This is a genomic window from Nitrospirae bacterium YQR-1 (genome assembly GCA_039908095.1).
GTDB lineage: Bacteria > Nitrospirota > Thermodesulfovibrionia > Thermodesulfovibrionales > Magnetobacteriaceae > Magnetomonas.
The window spans coordinates 203,536-221,121 of the sequence record JAMOBJ010000001.1 but is presented as its reverse complement, the minus strand read 5'-3'; the positions used below and the strand labels follow the sequence as shown (position 1 = coordinate 221,121).

20 protein-coding genes are annotated in these 17,586 nt (G+C 42.0%); 7 read left to right on the top strand and 13 right to left on the bottom strand.

Translation table 11 applies throughout. The features are described 5' to 3' along the window. Genes H7844_01085 through H7844_01065 form a run of 5 tightly spaced genes read right to left on the bottom strand, consistent with a single transcriptional unit; the run spans position 1 to position 3,231 of the window. The gene (locus tag H7844_01085) at positions 1-399 is read right to left on the bottom strand and encodes a tetratricopeptide repeat protein (protein MEO5355876.1); all 399 of its coding nucleotides are present in this window, start codon (positions 397-399) and stop codon (positions 1-3) included. A 17-nt stretch (positions 400-416) separates the two neighbouring features. Continuing rightward, positions 417-1,730, bottom strand: coding sequence for a hypothetical protein (locus H7844_01080; GenBank protein ID MEO5355875.1), 1,314 nt, complete (start codon positions 1,728-1,730; stop codon positions 417-419). Next, the gene (rsfS, locus tag H7844_01075; GenBank protein MEO5355874.1) at positions 1,730-2,104 is read right to left on the bottom strand and encodes a ribosome silencing factor; all 375 of its coding nucleotides are present in this window, start codon (positions 2,102-2,104) and stop codon (positions 1,730-1,732) included. Before rsfS ends, H7844_01080 begins: the two co-directional genes overlap by 1 nt. A gap of 50 nt (positions 2,105-2,154) precedes the next feature. Beyond that, positions 2,155-2,808: a nicotinate-nucleotide adenylyltransferase gene (nadD, locus tag H7844_01070; protein ID MEO5355873.1), complete on the bottom strand. Its 654-nt coding sequence runs from the start codon at positions 2,806-2,808 to the stop codon at positions 2,155-2,157. 30 nt (positions 2,809-2,838) lie between these two features. Further along, on the bottom strand, positions 2,839-3,231 hold the full coding sequence (locus tag H7844_01065) for an isoamylase early set domain-containing protein (GenBank protein ID MEO5355872.1): 393 nt from the start codon (positions 3,229-3,231) through the stop codon (positions 2,839-2,841). A 446-nt stretch (positions 3,232-3,677) separates the two neighbouring features. On the opposite strand from H7844_01065, the gene H7844_01060 reads away from it, so the two are divergent. The 4 genes from H7844_01060 to H7844_01045 all read left to right on the top strand — a co-directional run bounded on the left by H7844_01060 (position 3,678) and on the right by H7844_01045 (position 6,544). Continuing rightward, a complete protein-coding gene (locus H7844_01060; protein ID MEO5355871.1) occupies positions 3,678-5,489 on the top strand; it encodes a DUF4209 domain-containing protein in 1,812 nt (603 codons plus the stop codon). 2 nt (positions 5,490-5,491) lie between these two features. Further along, a complete protein-coding gene (locus H7844_01055; protein MEO5355870.1) occupies positions 5,492-5,935 on the top strand; it encodes a hypothetical protein in 444 nt (147 codons plus the stop codon). A gap of 3 nt (positions 5,936-5,938) precedes the next feature. Beyond that, positions 5,939-6,337, top strand: a complete 399-nt coding sequence (locus H7844_01050; GenBank protein ID MEO5355869.1) for a HEPN domain-containing protein — start codon at positions 5,939-5,941, stop codon at positions 6,335-6,337. 90 nt (positions 6,338-6,427) lie between these two features. Beyond that, the gene (locus H7844_01045) at positions 6,428-6,544 is read left to right on the top strand and encodes a transposase (protein MEO5355868.1); all 117 of its coding nucleotides are present in this window, start codon (positions 6,428-6,430) and stop codon (positions 6,542-6,544) included. 145 nt (positions 6,545-6,689) lie between these two features. Here H7844_01045 and H7844_01040 read toward each other — a convergent pair whose 3' ends face one another. After that, positions 6,690-7,931, bottom strand: a complete 1,242-nt coding sequence (locus tag H7844_01040) for a nucleoside:proton symporter (protein ID MEO5355867.1) — start codon at positions 7,929-7,931, stop codon at positions 6,690-6,692. A 359-nt stretch (positions 7,932-8,290) separates the two neighbouring features. On the opposite strand from H7844_01040, the gene tpiA reads away from it, so the two are divergent. The 3 genes from tpiA to H7844_01025 all read left to right on the top strand — a co-directional run bounded on the left by tpiA (position 8,291) and on the right by H7844_01025 (position 11,025). Continuing rightward, a complete protein-coding gene (gene tpiA / locus H7844_01035) occupies positions 8,291-9,031 on the top strand; it encodes a triose-phosphate isomerase (GenBank protein MEO5355866.1) in 741 nt (246 codons plus the stop codon). 5 nt (positions 9,032-9,036) lie between these two features. Further along, a complete protein-coding gene (secG, locus tag H7844_01030) occupies positions 9,037-9,420 on the top strand; it encodes a preprotein translocase subunit SecG (protein MEO5355865.1) in 384 nt (127 codons plus the stop codon). Between the two features lie 237 nt (positions 9,421-9,657). Then, positions 9,658-11,025, top strand: coding sequence for a sigma-54 dependent transcriptional regulator (locus H7844_01025; protein MEO5355864.1), 1,368 nt, complete (start codon positions 9,658-9,660; stop codon positions 11,023-11,025). On the opposite strand, the gene H7844_01020 is transcribed toward H7844_01025, so the two are convergent. From H7844_01020 to H7844_00990, 7 genes are all read right to left on the bottom strand, one after another. Then, the gene (locus H7844_01020) at positions 11,018-11,785 is read right to left on the bottom strand and encodes a YeeE/YedE family protein (protein MEO5355863.1); all 768 of its coding nucleotides are present in this window, start codon (positions 11,783-11,785) and stop codon (positions 11,018-11,020) included. The two genes, H7844_01025 and H7844_01020, sit on opposite strands and share 8 nt — an antisense overlap. 1 nt (position 11,786) lies before the next feature. Further along, positions 11,787-12,551: a YeeE/YedE family protein gene (locus tag H7844_01015; protein MEO5355862.1), complete on the bottom strand. Its 765-nt coding sequence runs from the start codon at positions 12,549-12,551 to the stop codon at positions 11,787-11,789. Between the two features lie 115 nt (positions 12,552-12,666). After that, complete coding sequence (locus tag H7844_01010; GenBank protein MEO5355861.1) at positions 12,667-12,903, bottom strand: TM2 domain-containing protein; 237 nt, start codon at positions 12,901-12,903, stop codon at positions 12,667-12,669. A 54-nt stretch (positions 12,904-12,957) separates the two neighbouring features. Then, entirely contained in the window at positions 12,958-13,284 is a 327-nt protein-coding gene (locus H7844_01005) for a TRL-like family protein (GenBank protein MEO5355860.1), read from the bottom strand. A gap of 118 nt (positions 13,285-13,402) precedes the next feature. Then, entirely contained in the window at positions 13,403-16,045 is a 2,643-nt protein-coding gene (gene clpB, locus H7844_01000; protein ID MEO5355859.1) for an ATP-dependent chaperone ClpB, read from the bottom strand. After that, a complete protein-coding gene (locus tag H7844_00995; protein ID MEO5355858.1) occupies positions 16,042-16,392 on the bottom strand; it encodes a MerR family transcriptional regulator in 351 nt (116 codons plus the stop codon). Before H7844_00995 ends, clpB begins: the two co-directional genes overlap by 4 nt. Beyond that, positions 16,392-17,417, bottom strand: coding sequence for a DnaJ domain-containing protein (locus H7844_00990; GenBank protein ID MEO5355857.1), 1,026 nt, complete (start codon positions 17,415-17,417; stop codon positions 16,392-16,394). Before H7844_00990 ends, H7844_00995 begins: the two co-directional genes overlap by 1 nt. Positions 17,418-17,586: the final 169 nt, after the last annotated feature.

Here is a 17,586-nt window from a genome sequence, read left to right as displayed (position 1 = left end):
CTACTGTGTGCCGTCTATCTCCGCCGCTTTGGCATAATCGGCTTTAGCCTTATCGTGCTCCTTCATGGCGTCATAAACTAATGCCCGACCATGATAGCCTTCAGCAAATGCCGGATTTATCTCTATAGCCTTTGTGAAATCAGCAATGGCTTTGTCATAATCTTTTTTACTAAACCAAACCAGTGCGCGGTTACGGTATGCTAAAGCATACTTTGGGTTTATTTCAATAATTTTGGTGAAATCGGCGATGGCCTTATCATAATCACCCCTCTGCGCATAGTCAACTCCACGCTTGAAATACTCTACAGCAGTCTCAGGATTTGACTCGGAAGCGGCGGCAACAACAGCCATTGAAAAAACCACTATACAAAATGTAGCAAAGATGATTACTTTTTTCATAAATTAACCTCTGTTATTTATGGTCTGATATGTTTATCGAAATTAAAATCATAAGTGTTCCATGTTTTACAGGAGGGACAGCGGCCTTCCCAGTCTGTGGCCTCATGATTACAGTTTAGACAGTGGTAGGGGATTCTTAGTGCTCTTTTAAGCCCTATAATTTTTAAAAACTCAGCCGATGCCTTTTCACACTCACCTCTTCTGAGAAACAAACTGCCCTTAATCTTATGCACCTCCGAATAGGTGGATGTACCGTCAAAGGAGTTAAACGTATCCAGAGAATCGTCAAGCATCTCAAGACGATAGTAGAGTTTACCTAAAAAAAGTTTTATCGCATCAGCCCCGGGGTCATCAGACAGAGCATTTTTATAAATTCTGATAAGACGTGAAGGTTCACTTTCGTTTATAAGCAAATCCTCAAGCCGGGCAAGTATTATTAAAGAGTTTGTTTCTTTATAAACCTTTTCAAGGTAATTTATCGCCTCCTCGGTGTTGCCCTCAAGCAAAAACACCTCGGCAAGCCCAAGATGCGCCGGTATGAATGACTTCTCATGCTTTATTACTTCCTTAAAGACTTTTCGAGCTTTCTCAACCTCGGAGTTTTCCAAAGACTGCCTTCCGTATTCGTATTCGTAGCCGTGGAGGATTTTACCCTGTGTCTCTTTTTGGGGATCATTTTCAGGCAGATTCTTAATTATTGTCTTTTGCAGGTGCATAAGGTCATCCCAGCGGGACTGCCGCTCAAATATCTCACGTTTTTTATACAAGGCCGGAGCGTTATTGGGCTCTGTTGAGAGGATTTTATCGGCAATTTCCACGGCCTCATGTAAAGCCCCCTGGGCTATACGTACCTCAAGTGATTTCAAGAGAATCTCGATGTTACCGGAGTCCATGCTAAGTGCCTTATGGTAAAGTTCCAGAGCCTTCATCGGCTCATTTTTTTCGACATAAGTATCGGCTAACTTTATAATTGACGGTATATGTTCAGGATTTTCCTTTAGTGCATTTTGTAACTCACTCACTGCTTCCTCTGTCAGATTAGCTGAGGCATAGTTGAGAGCCTTTGAGTACAACACCTGCGACATCTCCTCCCTCTTACGCTTTTTCAGCGTCAGCCGTGACTGGATATAGTTTTTCGTATCCCTTATAAAGAAAATCACAAACATTAAAACAGCGCCGGCCACTGTGGATATAGCCATCAGGGCTATTAATGGAAGGTCATAGGCTACATCTTTTGTAAGATGTAATCTGACGGAATCGCTGTTGTATATGGCAAGGTAGAAGACCCCGCAGAGCATGGCCAAAAACAATAATGAGGTCACCCTGATCATCAGCGTGCAAAAGCTTCCTGTTTAGGAACTTCATCAAAGTAAACCCTGCGGGCGTCAAGCCAGAATCTTTCCAACTCGTAATACGCTCTTGCCTCAGGATTAAATATGTGAATCAGGATGTCGCCGTAGTCCAGAATTACCCAGCTGTAGTTTTTCTGTCCCTCTATGTGCAGAGGTTTGATTTTTCTTTCTTTCAGTTTGCTTTCCACACTATCGGCCAGAGCCTTTATGTGTGAGGTTGAGCCCCCTGTGCAAATAACAAAAAAATCTGCTATCGGAGTAAGTCCCCTCAGATCAAGTACAACCACCTCGTCACCTTTCTTCTCTGAAAGAGACTCAACAATCTCTTTTAAATGCTTTTCCGTATTTTCCAAATTAACCGCCTTCTCCGTTATAAATCAACATTATTTCAGACACCTGTCCATTATTTATACAATCCCTTATGAATTATATATGATTGCACGTTTTCAGGCAAGAGGTATTTTACGCTTTCCCCGCTGCTGATTAATTGTCTTATGCGGGTTGAGGAAATATCAATGGATGTTATTTTTAGCAAGAATGCCTCCCGCCGGCTTTTTAACTTAACTTTTACAACATTTGTGCTCTCCGGCTCTGATGACCTCTCCACAACATATGGGGATTGTAAAACTGCATTTTCATTCAGCGGCGGCCTGGTAAGCACTATGAAGTTAACCAGAGAGATAACAGTTTCAGCCTGATACCAGGCGGGAATATCTAAAAAGGAATCAAGTCCCAGTATAAAGAATAGATTGCAGCGGCCACCATAATCTTTAACTACCTCCTCAAGAGTGCACACTGTATAAGAAGGCCCTTCACGTTTGCATTCGAGGTCTGAGACCTCAAAGCAGCCGTTGCTTTGTGTGGCCAGCCTTGCCATTTCAAGTCTGTCCGTCGGCATGGCAAGCTCATGCTTCTTCAACGGCGGATTACAAGAGGGTATAAAAATCACCTTATCAAGTGAAAAGGCGGCCCTCGCCTCTTCCGCCGCCCTGAGGTGCCCATAGTGGACAGGGTTAAAGGTGCCGCCAAATAGTCCCAAACTTCTTAGGTTATCCACTTGTTAAATATTTTACCGGGCGCAGTAATCCTAATTTCTGTATAACTCCACTACCGAATTTTCAAATTCACCCAGACAGCTTTTTTCGTATCTGTCGGCATTCCAGTCGTTTTCCCAGCGCTCTGCGTCTATTAAAAACTTGTATTGGTGCTCTGTTTCGGCCTCTAATTCAACAGTAACGGAAAATACCCCGTACTTATCTTTTGTAAGCGGTGTAGCCTCGGTGTCCCAGTCATTAAAATCACCGGTTAAAGTTACCTTTTGGGCATTTTCTGTGGCCTCTTTAGGAAGCATAAAAGTAACCTTGCACACATTGGTGCCGGGCACATAGTTTTTTATTAATCCGGTTAATTGCGGCTCATCTGTGGTATCAGCGTCTTTAGCTGCGGTTCTGTCCTTTTCCCCTTGGGTATCTTTTGTCATATGGCCTCCTTAATGCCGGTTGTTATATCTAACAGCCTGTTTTATTGTACCACATAACATGAAAAAATATACGGAAAATGTATCACCAGAAATCCGGCATAGAAAATCCGACAGTTAACTTTGTTGTCTTGGTATAAGCTCTAAATTAATCTTAAAAACCCCAAAAAAATAATACCGGCATTACTAATTATTTTGATGGTGAATTCCGGACATATTGTAGCCTTACGATTTTTTACAAAATATCCCTTTTTCCGGAGAACCGGTTTTTCTATGTCGGATTTCGGGCAATTCTGCAGATTGAAAATTTATGAATTTCTATGGTACAGTATAATTTACGTATGGATCCTTCTCAAAAGGGAGGTTATGCAAAAATTCTGTATTTCAATGTGACGATAAACTAGGATTATATCCTCCGGAATCCTTTGAATTATTAGGAGGCAAAATAAATGGATAATTTGGTAAAAGAACTTTCAGAAGATTTAGATAAAGCAGATATCCAGCCCTATCAAATATATCAAGCACGTAATCAATTGCGATTATTTTCTGAAAAATATAAAAGTGAATTGTCACAGGAAGATGAAAAAGCAATAGAATCATTTAAAAAAGTCTTTTTCTTTGATGTCAGAGGACAGCACAATCCATCAACAGAAGATAAATCTCGTTTCTATACAAAAACAGGTGGGGATATTGAATTACAAGAAAATGAACTTATATTTATAAATGAAGTTTCCACTTTACTTAATCATTATATTATTGCACCTTTTTTGGATGATATTTTGATTGAATCGAAGGACAAATTAAAAAATTATAAAGGCATTAACGTCATTACTCTAGCACAAAGAACAATTGACCGCTATCTTATTCAAGTAACGGAACTTAAAAAGAAACCTGAAGCTGAACGGCCGGAGTTTTGGCATCTTGCCATTATGGATTCTTTGGATAGAGCCCTTGAATTAAGTTTGAAGTTCAATCAACAAGATAAGATTGTTCAGACTCTGGTAATTCTAAAGGAACTCGGAAAGAGTTTTCATTTGGCAATGGACTGGAGATGGTTGTTTCCTGTTGTTCAATCATATGTCCGCGTTATTGACAACAAAACATATTCCAGCCTTGTATCGGATAAGGAATATATAAAAAGTTGGGCTGAGGAATGTGCCAATGGATTTGCTAATGCTGATGGCTTATTACATCTAATATACTCCGCAAACAATTTATCGGCAAGGATCGGCAAATTGTTAGGAGAAGAGGAGCCGGAGAGACGAGCAAAAAATAAGAGTGTTGAACAAATTGCTATGGCAGCGCATCAGCGTGCAGAAAATGGCGATTATATATCAGCTTCAATAATACTGGACATGGCAATTATATTAGCGGAAGCAGGCGATGACCATGAAACCATGAAAAAGTTGTCCGCTCAGAAGACAAGATACTTTCAACAGGCGGAACAGGCAGGTCAATTCTCGAAACATGAATTTGAATTAAAATTAGGGGAAAAACAGACCAAAGAGTTTCTTACCCCATTTCGGCAAGCTGAATCACTTGAAAAAGCGATAGGCATCTTGATAGGTTATCCTGGTATTGTGCCGGATTATGATAGTTTGGAGAAAATGTTCACCTGTAATCCTCCTTTATCCAGTTTAATCGCACAGAATGTAATCATTGGTAGAATGGGAACTCAAATTGCTGGTGAGGGATTAAAAAGAACAGGCATTGACTTGCAAAAAAAGATTTTTTTGTCTAATCATGTTCAGATGAGGGCTCATCTTTTTTTGGAATTAGCTTTCCTATATTTAGAGAAAGAGAAAAATCTCAATGACACTGAATTTAACAAATACCTTGGTTCATGGAAGTTTATGCATCAGGAAAACAAATCAATTGTGGAGCATGGTGTAAAGAAGCACTTTGAAAAGGATTACATTAGTGCTCTTCATATCCTGGTACCACAGTTCGAGGGTATACTACGCAGGACATTTCATAATGCTGGATATAATGTAGTCGTGCCTGAGTATACAAAAGATGAAGGGATAAGCATCAAGGAACAAACATTTGGTGCTTTTTTAATGCGGGAGGATATCAAGAATGTTCTGGGTGAATATCTAAGCAGGCATTTTTATTTTGTTTTCTGCGATTCAACCGGATTAAATTTAAGAAACAACATAGCTCATGGCATTATAAGGCATGAGCTTTTAACTTCCGGAATTAGCTGTCTTGTTTTACATTGTTTTCTATTATTAACAAATTTAAAAAACAAGGATGATTAAACATGCGGACTTTAGAAGTTAAACCAAATACAAACATATTAACGCCTTACCGTGATATATCTAAGTACACATATGATATTGTGAATGTCGGAGATTTATTAAATTCCACTAAACCCTCAGTAGAAACATTAATATTTGATCAGTTAAAATACCTTTATACTATTACAAACAGATATCAGGTTCAAGGTTTTATATATATGAAGATGAATTTGCTTGAGGTGCTTAAGGAGGTACATTGTGAAATCAATAGAATTTTTAAGCATAACATTAAAGAATTAAAAATAGAACATTTTTATGATCCAGAAGAATATTTAGAAATGTTACTAGTAAAAATTGATACTGATTTGTCAATTGATGAAAAACTTAACTTATTAGATCAATTCGATTATGATTATTGGTTAAATAAAGATGTCAGTATGAGAAAGCTTATTATAGTGACGGTATAATTAATGATATTTAAATGGTCTGAGTATATTGAACTGTCAGAGCAGCTTATTAATAACGGAGAGAGTTCTGATATAAAGTCTGCCTATTATAGAACTTCTATCAGCCGATCTTATTATGGTGTTTATTGTATTGCAAAAGACAAAGTTGAAGAATATCTTGGAGATAAAGTTCCAAAAGGAGATTCACACACATTCGTGCATGACAAATTCAATTATTCATCCGGGAGAATAGCAAAAAAAATAGGATTAGATTTACAAAGGCTACACATAGAACGTAAAAAAGCCGACTATGACGCTTCAGAAATATTTGAAAAAGAACAGGCTAAAACAATATTGAAACAGGCTAAAAGCTTATTAAAATTATACAATGACCCTAATTTGAAAATTGACTCAAGACATTAAATATTTCATATTTTTAACTAGGTATAATGGATTCCTAGATTGAGACAATCAGTTAAGATAGAGCTGTTTGTAATCAATGGAGGAAAACAGATGAAAAATAGACGGAAGTTCAACAATGAGTTCAAGTCAAAAGTAGTGATAGAAGCCCTCAATGGCCAACGAATGGCAAATGAAATAGCTCAGGATTTTGGTATCCATGTGAGTTAGGTCAATGAATGGAAGAGGCATTTATTAGAAGGGTAATCGTTTAATAAACCCCATCTTCCCATAAAGCATCAAAGGTGTCATAATTGTGCGAAAAAAAAGGAGGCACAATAAACAAATCAAAGAGGGAATTACAACGGTGTTGAGTTTAATAAAACATACCTATAACCGCACCGGTCATACAGGAGGCGAGGGTGCCTGAGATGATGGATTTAAAGCCGAGGGAGATAATTACGTCCTTTTTTTCAGGGACCATCGAACTAAGGCCCGCAATAAGTATGCCGAGGCTTCCCAAATTAGCAAAGCCGCACAGGGCATAAAGCATAATGATGCGGCTTTTAGGGTTAAGCGCTTCCTCAGGCAGATTGGCAAGGTCAATGTAGGCTACAAATTCATTTAATATAGTTTTTGTTCCCATAAGAGAGCCCGCTGTCACAGCCTCAGTCCACGGCACTCCGATAACCCACACAACAGGGGCCATAATTAAGCCTGAAATCCGCTGCAATGTCAACGGCTCTCCGTAAAAAGACGGCAATAAAGAAGAAAGCCCATAGTTTGTAAAATGCACAAGCGCAACAAAGACTATGAGTGTGGCTATTATGTTTATTAACAGGCCGATACCCTCCTCCGTGCCCTTAACCACAGCATCCAGTGAGCTGCGTGCAGTCCGTGGGACGGTAATGTCACCGCTTGCCGGCTTACCAACCGGTGGCACCATTATAAAAGAAAACACAAGGGATGCTATAGCACTTATTACCGAGGCAAGAAGAATTTGCCCTAAAACATCCGGAATCACCCGGCCTAAAATGCTTGCATATAACACCATAACCGTACCGGCAATGCCTGCCATGCCTGTTGACATAACTGCAAAGAGCTCACCTCGTGACATCTCCCTCAAATATGGTTTAACAAAAAGCGGTGATTCAACCATCCCCAAAAAAACATTAGCCGAGGTACTTAACCCCACTGCGCCGCCTATACTCATGGTTTTCTGAAGGACGTAAGAAAACCCCCTCACAATGTATGGTAATATGCGCCAGTGAAACAGCAGTGACGATAAAGCACTAACAATCAGTACCATCGGAAGCGACTGAAAGGCCAGTACAAAGGAGCCCCCCGGTATCGTCTCGGCAAAGGGAAGTTTGCCGCCACCTAAGTAACCAAACACCAGTGTTGTACCGGCCTGAGTGGATTTCTCCAAAACCTGCACTGCTTTATTTAATAATTGAAAAAAAACTTTGAAAACAGGTACTTTTAAAATCAACAATACGAACAATACCTGAAGGATTATGCCTGAAATCACAGGTTTAAATTTTATCTCCTTTCTGTTTTCGCTAATAATCCAGGAAAAAAGAAGCAGTATCGTGATTCCAAACAACCCTCTTAACATGTTCACATTATCACGTTGTGTAAAATTTTAATTTGTTTTACCATAATTTATTTATATGCCGGAACAGAGTCTTTATTCTACCATTTTTATTAAATGTAAATCTCTTTAACTCTTTTTGCCTTAGCATTATTATGTCCTCGCCTGCCATAGTATCCTCCCTCTTCAAATGAGCATACTATGGACTATCTCTTTTGGACACTTTCACTTTGCTGAAATCCGGACATTTTCACTTTGCTACTATATATATCGGATTTCGGGTTGACTTTTTAAGCATAATTTTTTTAAACTTTCAAAGGCTAATAACTAGTCAAAAGCAAAAGAACAGAAAAGTAAAAAATAAATATAAGGAGATGTTAATAATGAGGAGACCTTTTATATCAGCAAACTGGAAAATGTACAAGACCACCGGCGAGACAAAGGATTTTATAAGCAAGTTCTTACCGGCGGTTAAATCTGTGGCGGATGTTGACATCGTGCTTGCACCGCCTTTTACCTCCTTAGCCGCAGCCGGTGAGCTGCTAAAGGGCACAAATGTTGACCTGTCGGCTCAGAACATGTACTTTGAGGCCGAGGGAGCTTACACAGGTGAAATATCGGCTAAGATGCTCCTCGATTTGGGCTGTAAATATGTAATCCTCGGCCATTCGGAAAGACGCCAGTACTTCGGTGAGACAGATGAGTTTTTGAATAAAAAAGTCAAAGCGGCAAGGGCTGCCGGTCTTGATGTTATATTTTGCATCGGCGAGACACTTGACGAAAGAAACAGCGGCAAAATGTTTGACATCATAAAAAGACAAGTTACAGGCGGCCTCAAAGACGTTGATACCAACGGCCTTGTTATCGCTTACGAACCTGTATGGGCTATCGGCACAGGCGTGACCGCCACCCCTGAGCAGGCCCAGGAGGCGCACGCCTTCGTAAGAGACCAACTGCGTAATGTCTATGGCGGCAAGGCCGATGAGCTGAGAATCCTCTACGGCGGCAGCGTAAAGCCTGAAAACGTCAAAGAGCTTATGGAAAAGCCTGATGTTGACGGCGCCCTTGTAGGTGGTGCCAGCCTAAAGCCCGATAGTTTTGAAAAAATAGTGAAGTTCAGGTAACACACATGCATATACTCCTACTGATAGTTCATGTGCTGGTTTGTGTGTTTTTGATTTTTGTTGTGCTGGTTCAGAGCTCAAAGGGTTCACAGATGGGCGCGGCCTTTGGCGGCTCCAGCCAGACTATTTTTGGTGCAAGAGGGGCGGCCACCTTCCTTGCTAAGGCTACCACCGCCACTGCCGTTATCTTTATGATAACAGCCTTACTGCTTGCCATTTACGAGGCAAAAAAGACATCGGTTGTCACTATCCCTCAAGCTGCTCCAAAGAGTTCACCTGCTGGGTCAAATCTACCGCTTAGCGGCGCAGGAGTACAGCCTAAGGATGACACTAACAAGGACAGCCAGGGACCGGTAGCTCCAACCGGTGGCGAGACTAAAAAACCTTAACCATTTTGTGTAAACAGCTAAATATAGCTCTATATAATAAGTACAATACAAAGGAGAGCCCCAAAACGGCTCTCCTTCTAAATATGCACTAAATGTATTTGTGCAAAATTGTAACTGTAATGTAAATGGAGTGCCGGCTTTGGATATGAAAGAGCGCCCCCTTTTGACTTTTCTAAAAAATTTAAAACCTGATACTGTTAACAGAGGCGATAGAGTTGTTATTTACTGGGAGGGAGAATGGCAAAGACGGAGCAAATACTGATAATAGATGACGATGTAGTATTGGCACAAAGTATGGAAGAACTAATAGGTGCTGTCGGCTATGAGGTGGTAAGTGTGCGGGGCGGCCTTGAGGGAATAGAATTGTTAAAGCAGGGAGAGACATCGGCAGTTCTTTTGGATTTAGTAATGAATGGGATGGATGGGATCGAAACATTAAAAGAATTAAAAAAAATAAGTGCTGATGTACCCGTAATAATAGTGACCGGCTATGCAAACATCCAAACAGCGGTAGAGGCAACGAAACTGGGAGCATATGATTTTGTAGTTAAACCACCTAATTTCGATGAATTGATAATAACCGTAAAAAGAGCAATTCAAGAGCGGCAGTTAAAACAGGAGACTGTAGCGCTAAGAAATGTAGTGGGTACTTCCTTAGAAAGCCAGTTAGGGAAAAGCGCCATAATCAGCTCACTCATAGCAGATATACAGCAAGTGGCGGAGAGCAATTTCTCTGTAATATTGCAAGGTGAGACAGGCACAGGGAAGTCATATATAGCACGAATAATTCACAACCTCAGTGCAAGAGCAGGTAAGCCTTTTGTTAAGGTTGACATAGGGGCCTTAGCTGAAAACATTATAGAAAGCGAGCTTTTTGGACATGAGCGGGGTGCTTTTACCGGAGCAGACAGAAAGTCAAAGGGATTTTTCGAAACTGCCCACGGCGGCACAATATTTATTGATGAAATAGAAAATATGTCTCCCAACATACAGGCAAAGCTGCTGTCGGTAGTAGAGGAGAGACTGCTTTATCCGGTAGGCAGCAGAGCACCGATAGAGATAGATGTAAGAATAATCACAGCTACCAACGGTAACTTAAAACAACTGATGGATAAAAAAAATCTGAGAAATGATCTGTTTTTCAGACTTGGGGAGTTTATTATAACAGTGCCGCCGCTAAGGGAAAGGCGTGAGGACATTAATTTTTTTGCCGGCAGGTTTGTAGCAGAGGCCTCCGATGAACTTAACAAACCAATCAGAGGTATAACAGATGAGGCTCTGGAACTTTTAAATGAAAACCAATGGGCGGGCAATATCAGAGAGTTAAAAAATGTGATGAGGAGGGCGGTGCTTTATTGCAATGACGGGTTGATCCGCTATGAGCACATAAAGCCGCTGCTTGATAATGAGAGTAATAATAATCAGACAGCAAAAACTATCAAAGGAGCGTGCATACCGCTGAAAGTTACGCTTGCGCAGCAGGAGAGAAAGGCTATTAAGGACGCTCTGGAAGTTTGCGGGGGCAACCGCACCAAAGCAGCCACAATGCTTCAAATTTCCTACCGCAGCATTATGGCAAAGATGAAAGAATATGGTATCACTTAGAGAAAATATCCTTTATATTCTTTTTAAGATTGCGTACTGTTTCGTTGACATTGCCCTGTGATTGTTTAACGGCGGGAGGAATCTTTTCCTCAAGAGCTTCTGTCAAATCCATATACATGTTAAACGTCTTCCTTAAAAACACAATCATCCAGTCAAACATTGTAGTCATGATAAGAAACATGGCAGCCATCAGTATAAATAACACAATCAGATACCAATGGTTAATTTTTAGCAGCTCAGCAAAAGTCTCTGACCCGATATTTCCCCACGTCAAAAACGTCTTTGACCAGTCGTCATGGAAAAACTCAGCATATATAGCAGCCCCTGCCATCATACCCCCGATAGCTGGTATAGCATCAAGGGAGCCCTCGCCTAAAGCCCCTGCCGCCGTGCCAGGACAGAAACCCATTATAGCAATAGCCGCGCCAAACATCAAACCACCTATTATCTGAGGAACAATCACAGTCTTAGGAACATGCAATTCTATTATTTTTAAATCTGTCAACAAAAACACCAGTACCATAGAAACCATGAGAATCGGCGCCCCAAGACGAAACACTGTGAAATCCTGAAGCCTGAAAAGTCCCGATACAGTGTCGTACTTACAAAGCCTTCCTTTTTGTAATACCACTCCAAAAATAAGGCCGATTATAAAGCCGCCGTAGAGGCTTGACCCGCCCCTTACACCTTCAATCGTCCCGGAATCAAATATTGAGGCCAGCCTGCTAAGGAATTCATTAAATGTGACAAGCTCTAACATGTTACTCCTTCTTTATTGCTATTATTCCGCCTCTGTAGAAAAGCAAAGTCATAACCACACCGCCTATCCACAGAGAAATCATAAAAATAAACCCCGATGGCATCAACTGAATAGCGCCTGAAATTAAAAGACCGCTTACGCAGCCGCCGGCTATCCTGGCTGCAAAACCCATAAGTATCCCTGCTAAAAAAACCCACACCCAGCGTTTAAATACCGATGGTCCCTTGGACTGCCTCCACATATAGGGCACACTCATCCATTTAAAATCCCCTGAATACTTGGCCGACATAAAACTCCCTATTGTAAGCCCCAAAATTAACGCTATAGTCCAGTCAATTTTTGGTTCATATATGCTCCAGTATTCAATGAGGTCAACGTGGGGCGGATAAATCAAATATTCCGTTATAGCCGCCATAACGGTATATCCTCTGGTTATTCCCAAAGGCCTCTCGGATAAATAAAAGGACAACACCTCCACAAGAGCAAAGGCGATACCGGCAGGTATCGGCCACCATCGCTTAGGCTTGCCGGCAAAAGCAAATACAACCGACCCTATCAGAGGCCAGCCGCTTTTTAGAAACACCGTAAAAGCAAAACCCATTATTATTACAAGCCACCAGCTTGGTCTGTAAACAAACACAGCCGTTATCGCCAGCAATAATGGCCAGCCGCTGCGAAACGCTATTGATAATATTACCGAAACAAACAAAAGCAACACTATCGGGAGCAGCTGCCTGATATCCCTGCTGTTATTTATGCTTACCATAATGTGTCCTGATTTATCTCCGTCATCTTATTTTAACCCGTATAAACCGACAGTGGTGGAAGTCATCATCATAACCACCCCTTTTAGCCGGTCTGTCAAACATATCTCTTACAAGTTACCATCTTGATATAGGGAGATTGTCCTTGTCTTTAAACGACCCCAGAGAAATCATTACGATGTCCACAAAATACCACAAACCAAAACCGCCCATAGTAAAGAGCATTATTAGTCCTGTTCCTATTTTGTTGCAGTAAAACCTATGGCCTCCCGCCCAGCCTAAGAAAAAGCACAGTAACAACGATATTAAACGACTCTTAGGAGATTCGTTTGTTAACGTTTTGTCATTTGACATAATATCACCTCCTTGATTGTATCGGTATTTAAATAAGTACCCACCCGTAAAATACTACTCTCCGGCCACTATAGTGCACTGTCTGGTGTAGGTGCCGAATATGTTCAGATTTTCCTTGTTGACCGAATATACTGTCTTAATTCCAGCAGCTTTCATCGCTGTCTCAATGCTTGCATCTCCTATAGCTACTGCTCCCAAAAAAGAATGAATACAGGCCTTCCCTGCTTTTGCACCGGTTTGAGCCGTCCCCATAGCTACCGGCACCTTATTGTCGGTATAGACCCACCCAAACGGCCCGTCTGCTACAAATCCGCAACTTGCTGTTAACATCGAAAGCGATATTACTATAAGTCCCAATAAAAACAACTTCCTTTTAGTCAATTTGCCTACCTCCATAATAAATTTTCTTTATTTAACAGAAACCTATTGACAATGATATAATAAAAAAAGTTTTTTGTCAACACATCCGCCGTCTTTTACACTTATTTTTAACCCTCTCTCAGGCAGTCTCAGGCACATCAACTTTAGAAAAACGCATGAGACCGCCGACATAGTCAACCTCTACCGTATCACCTTCTGCAACTGTGCGGTCAAGAATCTTCATTGCAAGCGGATTGATAATCTCCATTTGAAGTACCCGTTTTAAAGGCCTTGCACCATACACGGCATCATAACCGGACTCAGCCAGTGCCTCCTTGGCAAGGTCTGTGAGAATTATATTTATCTGTTTATGTTTCAGATATTTTCTCATTCTGTAGAGCTGAATATCCACTATTTTTTTAATAAGCTCCTTATTGAGAGGATTAAATATAATCACATCGTCAACCCTGTTAAGAAATTCCGGCTTAAAATGCTCTTTCAAGTCCTCCATGATTTTCTCTATGATAACTGAGTTTTCATCAGGCTGCCAGTACGACTCCGGGTGGAGGTACTTATCCTCGAGAAATTCAACAATATGTCTGCTGCCGACGTTAGAGGTCATAATAATGAGAGTGTTTCTGAAATCAACCGTCCTTCCGTGGCTCTCAGTAAGACGTCCGTCATCAAGGAGTTGCAGCAGCAGATTAAAAATCTCAGGGTGTGCCTTTTCGATTTCATCAAAGAGGACTACCGAGTAGGGTTTTCTTCTGATTTTTTCAGTCAGCTGCCCGCCCTCATCGTAGCCGACATATCCGGGCGGGGCTCCGATAAGCCTTGACATTGAAAACTTATCCTGATATTCCGACATGTCTATGCGTACAATGGCGTTTTCATCGTCAAAGAGAAACTCAGCCAGGGCTTTAGCCAATTCCGTTTTACCCACTCCGGTAGGCCCCAGAAATATAAATGAACCTATTGGGCGGTCAGGGTCCTGAATGCCGGCCCGAGCCCGCCTTATGGCGTTTGATATTTTCCCAACAGCCTCGCTTTGTCCCACAACTCTGAGCTTCAAGCGGTCTTCCATGTGAATAAGTTTATCTGTCTCAGCCTCCAGCATTCTGGTGACGGGAATTGAGGTCCATCTGGCAACCACCCCTGCGATATCATCCTCGCTCACTACGTCGGTTATCATTTTGTTACCTGCACTGCGTTGCTTAAGTTTTTGATTTTCTGCATCCAGAGCCTTATTAAGCTCTATGAGTGTACCGTACTTGAGCTCTGCGGCGCGTGCAAGGTCCGCCTCTCTTTCCGCCGTTTCCGCCTCAGTGCGTACACTGTCAATTTTTTCTTTAAGGCTTCTGATATTTGAAATTATCTCCTTTTCACCCATCCATTTAGCTTTAAGTGCGTTACGTTTTTCGTTTAAATCCGCATACTCTCTGTTAATCTTATCAAGTTGCTCCACTGCCTCCTCAGATGTATCATTAAGCATCGCCTGACGTTCAACCTCAAGCTGTCTGGCCCTGCGCTGCATCTCATCGAGCTCAGCCGGCATACTGTCTATCTCCATTCTGAGCTTGGAGGCGGCCTCATCAATAAGGTCAATGGCCTTATCGGGAAGGAATCTGTCCGCTATGTAGCGATGAGAAAGAGCGGCGGCGGCTATCAATGCAGAATCCTTAAACTTCACTCCGTGGTGTATTTCATATCTTTCCTTAAGGCCCCTCAGAATTGAGATTGTATCGGATACGGTGGGTTCTTTAACCAAAACCGGTTGGAAGCGGCGTTGCAGGGCGGCATCCTTTTCAATATGCTTTCTGTACTCATCCAACGTGGTAGCACCAACGCAGCGAAGCTCACCTCTGGAGAGGGCTGGCTTGAGCATATTGGAGGCGTCCATTGCCCCCTCCGCAGCACCTGCCCCGACAAGGGTGTGCAGCTCATCTATAAACAAAATTACCCCGCCTGAGGATCCCTCTATCTCCTTCAGAACAGCCTTAAGTCTGTCCTCAAACTCACCCCTAAACTTTGCCCCTGCTATAAGAGAGCCCAAATCCAGTGACACCACTCTCTTTTCTTTAAGAGGCTCAGGGACATCCCCTGCTATAATTCTCTGAGCAAGCCCCTCTACTACAGCAGTTTTCCCCACGCCGGCCTCTCCGATTAAAACCGGATTATTTTTTGTCCGCCGTGCCAGCACCTGTATGACCCGCCGTATTTCCTCATCCCTGCCGATGACAGGGTCAAGTTTCCCGGTACGGGCAAGTTCCGTCAAATCCCTGCTGTATTTTTTAAGAGCCTGGAATTTATCTTCAGGGCTGCGGTCCGACACACAACTGTGCCCCCGCACCGCCTGCATGGCTGTAAGAAAGTCCGAAGCCGTTACTCCATATTTTTTTAACAGCTCAGAGGCGTTGCCCCCTTTGATTATTATCCCCAGCATAATGTGCTCAACACTTACGTACTCGTCACCAAAAGCAGTGGCCTGATTAAAGGCCTCATCCAGGGTTTCCTTAAATCGTGCCGATACATATGTCAGCCCCATAGGGGTTGAGCCGCTGACTTTGGGAAATCTATCTATCCCCTCCTCCACCGCCTTTGTTAAATCAGTGCGGTTTATGCCCAGTTTAAGGAGAATTTGTATAACCGTGCCCTCTTTGTCCGACAAAAGAGCAAGTAACAGGTGCTCCGGGTTAAGCTCCTGATTACCAAACCTCTCTGCTATTTTTTGTGATTGTGCCAATGCCTCCTGGCTTTTAACAGTCAATTTATCTAAAGTCATTTTACCCCCTGCAGAACCCTCTTCAGCCTCTCTTGCAAGTCCTTTCTGGAGTCATCCTCAAGGCAGACCATAAACTGTTCCATTTCATTCTGAAGCGCCTGAAAACGCCGTCTCATCTGAAGTATAATCTCAAGGCCCGCTTTATTTACTCCCATGTTTTTTGTCAGATTAAGAATAAATGACAGCTCATCTATATCGTCATCTGAGTACTTGCGTTGTTTGTTTGATCTTGTAGGAGCAATAAAACCATCTCGTTCATAGAGCCTGAGGGTCTGGGGATGAACTCCCAGCATCTCCGCCACCACACTTATAACATAAAGAGGACGGTCCTTATCTTTTGTAAACATTACTTATTCACCATCCCGGTTCTCGGATTTTGTTTGTATAGAGACTCAATCCGGCCGACCAGCTCCTTTTCCTTCTCAGTGAGCTCTGTCGGTACCATTACTTTTATCTCGGCGTATAAATCCCCCATGTTGCCGCTCTGAGTGCTGGGCATACCCTTGCCCTTAAGTTTAAACACTCTGCCGCTTTGTGTGCCCTCCGGTAGCGTCATTATGGATGAGCCGTTTAAGGAGGGTATTTCAATTTTAGCACCAAGGGTTGATTCAACAAAAGTTACAGGGATATCCACATACAGGTCATCGCCTTTTCTGGTAAACATAGTATGTTGCAGCACTTCTATTTCAATTACGATATCTCCGGGCTGTCCGCCTCCGCTTCCCACAGCGCCTTTACCCTTAAGACGCATCTTTGAGCCTGTTGAGACCCCCTGTGGAATCCGTACTTTTATATTTTCGTTAGCATGGGTAAACCCCGTGCCGTTACATATCCGGCAGGGTATCTTGTTTTTTTTACCTGAGCCTGCGCAGTTTTTACATGGCGCCTCTCGTTTTAAATTCAGGGATTTAGTAGTTCCGGTATATGCCTCCTCAAGTGTAAGAGTAAGGTTGGTTGTTATATCGGTTCCGCGTGAAAACATTGTTGATGCACCGGAGGCTCTTTCGTTAAAGCCAAAGAATTCAGAGAAAATATCACCAAAACCGCCGAACTCAAAATTAGCACCGGTTCTTTTATCTGTAAAATCTCTGAAACCACCGGTAAAATTATTACCTGCTCCTCTGTCAAAACCACTCTGAAATCCAAACGGATTTCTGCCCATATTGTCGTAATCACTGCGCTTCTTAGGGTCTCCCAGGGTATCGTATGCCTCGTTTATTTCCTTAAATCTGGTCTCTGAGTCCTTGTTGCCGGGGTTAAGGTCTGGGTGATACTTTCTGGCTAACTTTCTGAATGACTTTTTTATCTCCTCCTGGCTGGCGGTCCTCCCAACCCCGAGTAAGTCGTAATAGTCCTTTGCGCCCGTTGCCATTTTAGTTCCTCACTTCATATATTTATTACTAATAGTATAATACTTTATAACACTCATGTCAAGTATCTTTTATATGATCATATAATGATTTATTAAAGAAGCTGTTTAGACCAAGTAGCGTTTATAGAGGGAAATCATTCCCCTCGCAGGAAGGGGTATAATCCTAAAA

Bases quoted from the DNA above. Each gene is read 5' to 3' on its own strand.
- H7844_01050 (MEO5355869.1), top strand. From the start codon at position 5,939: ATGATATTTAAATGGTCTGAGTATATTGAACTGTCAGAGCAGCTTATT.
- H7844_01025 (MEO5355864.1), top strand. From the start codon at position 9,658: ATGGCAAAGACGGAGCAAATACTGATAATAGATGACGATGTAGTATTG.
- H7844_01045 (MEO5355868.1), top strand. From the start codon at position 6,428: ATGAAAAATAGACGGAAGTTCAACAATGAGTTCAAGTCAAAAGTAGTG.
- H7844_01020 (MEO5355863.1), bottom strand. From the start codon at position 11,785: ATGTTAGAGCTTGTCACATTTAATGAATTCCTTAGCAGGCTGGCCTCA.
- H7844_01065 (MEO5355872.1), bottom strand. From the start codon at position 3,231: ATGACAAAAGATACCCAAGGGGAAAAGGACAGAACCGCAGCTAAAGAC.
- H7844_00990 (MEO5355857.1), bottom strand. From the start codon at position 17,417: ATGGCAACGGGCGCAAAGGACTATTACGACTTACTCGGGGTTGGGAGG.
- H7844_01010 (MEO5355861.1), bottom strand. From the start codon at position 12,903: ATGTCAAATGACAAAACGTTAACAAACGAATCTCCTAAGAGTCGTTTA.
- H7844_01040 (MEO5355867.1), bottom strand. From the start codon at position 7,931: ATGTTAAGAGGGTTGTTTGGAATCACGATACTGCTTCTTTTTTCCTGG.
- H7844_01080 (MEO5355875.1), bottom strand. From the start codon at position 1,730: ATGATCAGGGTGACCTCATTATTGTTTTTGGCCATGCTCTGCGGGGTC.
- clpB (MEO5355859.1), bottom strand. From the start codon at position 16,045: ATGACTTTAGATAAATTGACTGTTAAAAGCCAGGAGGCATTGGCACAA.
- tpiA (MEO5355866.1), top strand. From the start codon at position 8,291: ATGAGGAGACCTTTTATATCAGCAAACTGGAAAATGTACAAGACCACC.
- secG (MEO5355865.1), top strand. From the start codon at position 9,037: ATGCATATACTCCTACTGATAGTTCATGTGCTGGTTTGTGTGTTTTTG.
- H7844_01015 (MEO5355862.1), bottom strand. From the start codon at position 12,551: ATGGTAAGCATAAATAACAGCAGGGATATCAGGCAGCTGCTCCCGATA.
- H7844_01055 (MEO5355870.1), top strand. From the start codon at position 5,492: ATGCGGACTTTAGAAGTTAAACCAAATACAAACATATTAACGCCTTAC.
- H7844_00995 (MEO5355858.1), bottom strand. From the start codon at position 16,392: ATGTTTACAAAAGATAAGGACCGTCCTCTTTATGTTATAAGTGTGGTG.
- H7844_01060 (MEO5355871.1), top strand. From the start codon at position 3,678: ATGGATAATTTGGTAAAAGAACTTTCAGAAGATTTAGATAAAGCAGAT.
- H7844_01085 (MEO5355876.1), bottom strand. From the start codon at position 399: ATGAAAAAAGTAATCATCTTTGCTACATTTTGTATAGTGGTTTTTTCA.